Here is a 6260-nt window from a genome sequence, read left to right on the forward strand (position 1 = left end):
ACTCGGGGGTGGTGCCGCGCAGGCGGGCGATCAGGCGCATGCCGTGGTAGATCGCGAGGGCGGCGGCCGTGCCCAGGGCGATGCCGTTGAACGACAGGTCGCCGGCCGTCAGTGTGTAGTTGGCGGCACCGATGATCACCGCCACCGCAGCGGTGAACAGGTTGATCGGGTCGTGGAAGTCGACCCGGCTCTCGATCCAGATCCGGGCGCCCAGGATGGCGATCAGGCCGTACAGGGCGGTGGTGGCGCCACCGAGCACACCGGCCGGGACGGTCAGGATCAGCGCGCCGAACTTGGGGCAGAGCCCGAGCAGGATCGCCGTGGCGCCGGCGATCCAGTACGCGGCGGTGGAGTAGACGCGGGTCGCCGCCATCACGCCGATGTTCTCCGCGTACGTGGTGGTGCCGGAACCGCCGCCGGACCCGGCCAGCACCGTGGCGACGCCGTCGCCGAGCAGCGCCCGGCCCATGTCGCGGTCGAGGTTGCGGCCGGTCATCGCGGCGACCGCCTTGACGTGCCCGGCGTTCTCCGCGATCAGCACCAGGATCACCGGGATGACCAGCACGACGGCGCGCGCGTCGAAGCTCGGCGTGTGGAACTCGGGGAAACCGACCCAGGCCGCCTGACGCAGGCCGCTGACCGCCTGCTGGTCGAGGTTGCCGGTGAGCGCGGCGAGCACCCAGCCGACCACCACGCCGACGAGGATCGACAGCCGCGCCACGAAGCCGCGGAACAGCACTGTGGTGAGCAGGATCGCGACGAGCGTGACGACGGCGATCAGCGGCTGGGCCTTCACGCCGGTGCCGGATCCGTCGCCGTCCCAGGCCACCGGCGCGAGGTTGAGGCCGATCAGCATGACGATCGCGCCGGTGACCACCGGCGGCATCAGCGCGTCGATCCAGCGGGAGCCGGCCACCTGCACCACGATGCCGACGATCGCCAGCGCGACGCCCGCGACGACGATGCCGCCGAGGGCCGCGCCGATGCCGCCGTCGGTCTTCGCGGCCAGCACCGGCGCGATGAACGCGAACGACGACCCGAGGTACGAGGGCAGCCGGTTGCCGGTGATCAGCAGGAACAGCAGCGTGCCGAGCCCGGAGAACAGCAGCGTGGTGGCGGGCGGGAACCCGGTGATCAGCGGGACGGTGAAGGTGGCGCCGAACATGGCGACCACGTGCTGGACGCCCACGCCGATGGTGCGCGGCCAGGAGAGCCGTTCGTCGGGCTGGACCACGTCGCCGGGGCGTACGTGGCGGCCGTCGCCGTGCAGGGTCCACGGGGACCAGCGGGAGGAGGTGGGGGACTGGGTCATCGGTCGCCCTTCGCGTCATCGGGTGACGGGGGCGTGATCGACCCTGGGAGTTGTTTCTAGCACGTGCCCTGGCCAGGCGTGGGCCCGCCCTCGGCTCAGGCGACGCCGGTGGGACGGAACTGGACGCTGACCCGGGGGCCGACCGGGCGGGTGGTCTTCGGCACCGCGTGCTCCCAGGTGCGCTGGCAGGAGCCGCCCATGACGACGAGGTCGCCGTGGCCGAGCGGGAACCGCAGGCTGCCGCCCCCTCCGCCGCGGGGGCGCAGCAGCAGCGCGCGCGGGGAACCGAACGAGACGATCGCGACCATGGTGTCGGTGTGCGCGGAGCGGCCGAGGGTGTCGCCGTGCCAGGCCACGCTGTCACGTCCGTCGCGGTAGAGGCACATGCCGGCGGTGACGAACGGCTCGCCCAGCTCGGGCGCGTAGTGCCGGGTGAGCGCCTCCCGGGCCGCGGTGAGCACCGGGTGCGGCAGCGGCCGGCCGGCGGCGTACCAGCAGAGCAGCCGGGGCACGTCGACCTCGGCGTCGTACATGGTGCGGCGTTCGGCCCGCCAGGGCACGTCGTGGCGCAGCGTGTCGAGCACCTCGTCGGAGCCGCGCACCCAGCCGGGCAGGTGGTCGACCCAGGCGCCCCGGCTCAGCTCGTGCCGGCGCAGCGCCCCGGCGAGCGGGCCCAGGGTCGGGCCCTGCTCGGCCAGGTCGAGCATCGAGGGCTGGTACGCGTCGGACACGCAGCCGATCGTACCGTGCTCTCGAACAGGCGTACGACGGTCAGCGCCGCAGCATCCGGCGGACCTTGCCCGGGACGGCCTGCTTGATCCGCTCCCGGAGCTGCTGCGAGCGCAGCGCGTCGATGGTGGCGGCGAGCTTGGCGTTCTCGTCGCGCAGCCGCTCGATGCGGGTCAGCAGTTCGGCCGGCGTGGTGGCCGTGGCGGGCCGGACGGCCGGCGGGAACACCGTCTCGTCGACCCGGCGGTCGAAGCGCGCCGCGCTGTCGCCGTCGGCGAACGAGGTGCCGAGGTCGTGCTTGGCCAGGAACGCGGTGATGGTCTCGAAGCGGGCCTTGTGGCCGTCGTTGAGCGCGGTGTAGTCGGCCTCGGCGTAGAGGTCGGCGGCGTCGACGTCGGCCGGCACGTCCCGCATGATCCGGTGCGGGATGCCGAAGTAGCGGGCCAGTTCCAGGGTGCGCGAGTCGTGCGCGAACAGGTAGCCGGGCGTGCCCGCCACGAGCGCGGTGATGGTGCCGTGGATGCGGGTCCCGAACGCGAAGTCGTACCCGGACAGGTGCGACATCCAGGTCCACGGGTCGACGAACATGCGCACCTTGTCCTCGGCGAACAGCGGGTGCGAGGTGTGCAGCGGGATGTCGCTGCTCTGGCCCCGGTGCTCGGGCGCGTCGCCGTAGAGCAGGGTGCCGAGCGTCCGCAGGTCCTGCGGCACGTAGCAGAGGTTCGGGTAGCGCTCCTGGTGGTGGCGGACCACCGAGGCCATCGAGCGGACGTACGGGGAGATGGTGAGCGCGACCTTCGAGTCGGCGGTCAGCTCCGGGCGGGTCTTCTCCAGTTGGAACGTGTCGCCGTGCAGGAACATCGACGGGCAGCCGATCTGCTCCACCTCTGAGAAGCCCAGCGCGTTGAGGTAGCTCTCGGTCACCTCGCCGCGGACGCCGATGCTGTGCGACCGGTCCAGCACGGCCTTGCAGAACGCGCGGACCGGCTCGTCGATCGGCCGCAGGTACTCGCGGTCGCCGTCGACGTTCGTCTGCACGCCGACGCCGAGCACCACCACCGGGATCTTCAGCCGCTCGATCAGCCGGGTCAGCGGCGTGAGGCGGTGCACGAAGCTGCGGCGGAACGCGTTGGCGAGCGGTACGACGAAGACGTCGTGCCGTTCGTTGATCTCGTCGGCGAGCCGCGGGTCGGCCGGGGTGCGGGTCGGTGTGATCTCGGCCGTGGAGGTGGCGAGCAGCTTGTACGCGGCGTGGCTGAAGACCAGGTTGCCGCTGTTGTCCCCGATCCAGTTGCCGGCGAACGTCTCCTCGGGCGTGAGGACGTCGAACGGGCCCTTGCGGGCGCGGAGCAGGATCCGCTGGTGCATCCGGTTCGCTCACCTTCCGTACGGCACGGCGTGCGGGCGGGAGCCGGGTGGGTGCCCGCGCGTGCAGGAACGGAAATCCTATCCGCCGCCGGTGTGGAGCCGAGCGGGCGGCGGCTCGCCGGGAACGTCCCGGTTCCCCCGGGGTAGGGTGCCCGGAATGACCAGCGCGCCGACCGTCACCCGTGCCCCACGACTGCCGTCGCTGACCGGATTGCGGTGGGTCGCCGCGCTGCTGGTCTTCGCCTTCCACGCCGGCACCATGGGGATCGTCGCCGAGCCGCACCTGAAGCCCCTGGTCGACAAGGCGTTCAGCCTGGGCCTGTCCGGCGTCGAGTTCTTCTTCATCCTCAGCGGGTTCGTGCTGGTCTGGTCGTACCGGGACGGGGAGCGCGCGTGGACGTTCCTGCGCCGCCGGTTCGCCAAGATCTACCCGAACCACGTGGTGACGTTCGTCGCGGCGCTGGCGGTCGCGGCCTGGTTCGCCGACCCGGTCGTGCCGTGGGCCGCGATCGCCAACTTCTTCCTGGTCCAGGCGTGGATCCCGCTGGGCGGCTACTTCTACAGCGTCAACAACGTGAGCTGGTCGCTCTCCTGCGAACTGGCCTTCTACCTGTGCCTGCCGCTCGTGGTGCCGTGGCTGCGCCGGGCCCGTACCGGCGTGCTGCGGACCGTGCTGGTCGCGGCGCCGCTGCTCATCCTGGCGCTGTGGCCCGGCCAGCACCTGGTGCCGGAGGAGCAGCGGTGGTGGTTCACCCAGATCTTCCCGGTGACCCGGTCGCTGGAGTTCTGGATGGGCGTGGCCGCCGCCGAGCTGATGCGCCGGCACCGCTGGCGCGGACCGAACCTCGCGGTCGCCACCGGGCTCTTCGTCACCACCTGGGTGGTGGCCGCGCTGTGGATCCCGGCCGAGTTCTGGGCGGCACTGCTCGCGGTCGCGTACCTGCTGGTCATCGCCGCCGCGGCGGACGCCGACGTGCGGGGCCGGCCCACCCCCTGGCGGTCCCGCGCGATGGTCTGGCTCGGTGAGGTCTCGTTCGCCTTCTACCTGGTCCACGTGCTGGTCATGGTCACCGTGCTGCGGCTGACCGGGGACTGGGGGACCGGGCTGCCCGGCTGGCGCGGCCCGGCCGCGGTGCTCGGCTTCCTGGTGGTCACGCTCGCGCTGGCCGCCGCGCTGCACCGCTGGGTGGAGCTGCCGATGATGCGCCTGCTCGGCCCGTCCCGCCGGGCCCGCGCGGCGTCGCGCGCACCGGCCGTGCCGGCTCCGCGCGGGTCCGCCGAGGACGCCGCCACCCCGGCCGCCGACGGCGGCGCGACGTCCCTCGCCGGTCGGGCCGAGGGCATCGAGTACGCCGGGCGGCGTCGCCCGGACTGACACGCGCCGTCGTCTGCCGGCCGGTCCGCGACACGCCGTGCGGCGGTGCGTTCGTGGGGGATCGGCGGTAATTTGTACCCGTGCTTCCGATCGCGCTCACCTGCCCCGTGTGGTGGGTGGCGCGCTGGACCTCCCGGATGCTCGCCAGTCTCGCCGTGGTGGTCGCCTGTTCGTTCGGCGCCGCCACGCTGCCGCCGGTGTCGCCGCTGCCGCCAGGTCCTTCCCGTGAGGTGCCGACCATGTCGCAGACCGCTCTGTACCACTTCCTCACCTCCGTGCCCGAGGCCGCGGCCATCTGGTCCTTCCTGCTGCTGCTCGCGCTGGGCCTGCTCGCCGCGCTCGTCGCCCGGCCCGAACGCGAGCCCGCGCCGGACGCCGTCCCCGAACCGGCCGACGCCGACGCCGCCCGCCGCGACGACCTGGTCCGGTACGCCGAGGAGGTGGCGGTGGCCGCCGCCGGGGCCGCCCAGACGGCCCGCCGCCGCCGTGAGCGGTGGCTGGCCGCGCAGGACGAGGCGGAACTGGCCTGGACCGCGTACGACGAGGCGGACGCCGCCGCCCGCCGCCTGGCCGGCGCCGCCGCGCTGGCCGCCCCGCGTACACCGCGAACCCCGGCCGAGTACGCGGCCCGGGAGCGCTGGCTGCACCACGCCGCCATGACGGCGCACTGGCGGGGCGACCTGACCGCCCGTCAGCTCGCCGACGTGCTGGCGGGCCGCAACGGGTGGGATCCGCGCCGGCACCCGGCCGAGCAGGAGATCGTGCTGGCGCGCACCGTCCGGGACGGTCGCCGGGCCGGATGGGAGAGCGCCGCCGAGCGGGAGCGGTCGGCGTGGCGGGACGCGGAACTGGCCGCCGAGGCCGCCCGGACGCTCGCCGCCGAGGCGTACGCGGCCACCGCCGCGCTGCGGCCCGCCCCGGCGTACCGGAGCGCGACGGCGAGCGCCCAGCCGGTGCCCGCGACGGTCCGCAACGCCCGGTGGCGCCCGGCCCGGGTCGGCTGAGACGACCGTCTCGACCGAATCGTTACCCGGAACGTGGTGAGCCCGGTCACCCGGGCCGCCGAATCGGGCGTCCGGCGCGGAACAGGTCATCGAGTCCCGCGATTGCCGGGCCGGTGCTGGCCGTCTGTCCGCTTTCCGCCGCCGGGTGCCGTCGAAACTGCTTGTCCCATTGAGCGAAGTCAGTAACCGAGTGTTCCGAAATCCGTTACCGCGGATCACGTTTACGCAGGTGGGAGCGCTTGGCATGGGACATACCCACCGGTAGTGTCGGCGCGTCCGATGCGGTAATCGATCGCCGACGGCGACGCCGCACCGACCCGCCTAATCGTGCTCCACGAACCGGGGACCCATGAGCACCATCGGGGTGAATCCGCGAGCCACGGCTCGCGGTAGGGCGTACTTCCCGCCCGAATCCGTCAGCTAACCCGGTCGGCGGCCACGGAAGGAGTACCCCTCTTGCCCACCCCTCGAT

The 6260-nt window shown here is 73.1% G+C and carries 5 protein-coding genes and 1 riboswitch; of the genes, 2 read left to right on the top strand and 3 right to left on the bottom strand.

Features of this window, described 5'->3' with window-relative positions:
- The 3 genes from EAD96_RS01020 to EAD96_RS01030 form a co-directional block, all read right to left on the bottom strand.
- Positions 1-1312: uracil-xanthine permease family protein (locus EAD96_RS01020; protein ID WP_121682943.1), on the bottom strand; the 1312-nt coding region annotated here is incomplete at its 3' end.
- Between the two features lie 95 nt (positions 1313-1407).
- Entirely contained in the window at positions 1408-2043 is a 636-nt protein-coding gene (locus EAD96_RS01025) for an alpha-ketoglutarate-dependent dioxygenase AlkB (RefSeq protein WP_121682944.1), read from the bottom strand.
- Positions 2044-2083: 40 nt separating this feature from the next.
- Positions 2084-3409 (bottom strand): polysaccharide pyruvyl transferase family protein, encoded by a 1326-nt coding sequence (locus EAD96_RS01030; RefSeq protein WP_121682945.1) that lies wholly within the window; start codon positions 3407-3409, stop codon positions 2084-2086.
- A 157-nt stretch (positions 3410-3566) separates the two neighbouring features.
- Between EAD96_RS01030 and EAD96_RS01035 the strand changes: the two genes are divergently transcribed.
- A complete protein-coding gene (locus EAD96_RS01035; protein ID WP_121682946.1) occupies positions 3567-4784 on the top strand; it encodes an acyltransferase in 1218 nt (405 codons plus the stop codon).
- 239 nt (positions 4785-5023) lie between these two features.
- Complete coding sequence (locus tag EAD96_RS01040) at positions 5024-5788, top strand: hypothetical protein (RefSeq protein ID WP_121682947.1); 765 nt, start codon at positions 5024-5026, stop codon at positions 5786-5788.
- Between the two features lie 308 nt (positions 5789-6096).
- A riboswitch (cyclic di-AMP (ydaO/yuaA leader) is annotated at positions 6097-6238 on the top strand.
- Positions 6239-6260: the final 22 nt, after the last annotated feature.

Origin of the sequence: Micromonospora sp. BL1 (assembly GCF_003667485.1) — a bacterium.
In the GTDB taxonomy this organism is placed as follows: Bacteria; Actinomycetota; Actinomycetes; order Mycobacteriales; family Micromonosporaceae; genus Micromonospora; species Micromonospora tulbaghiae.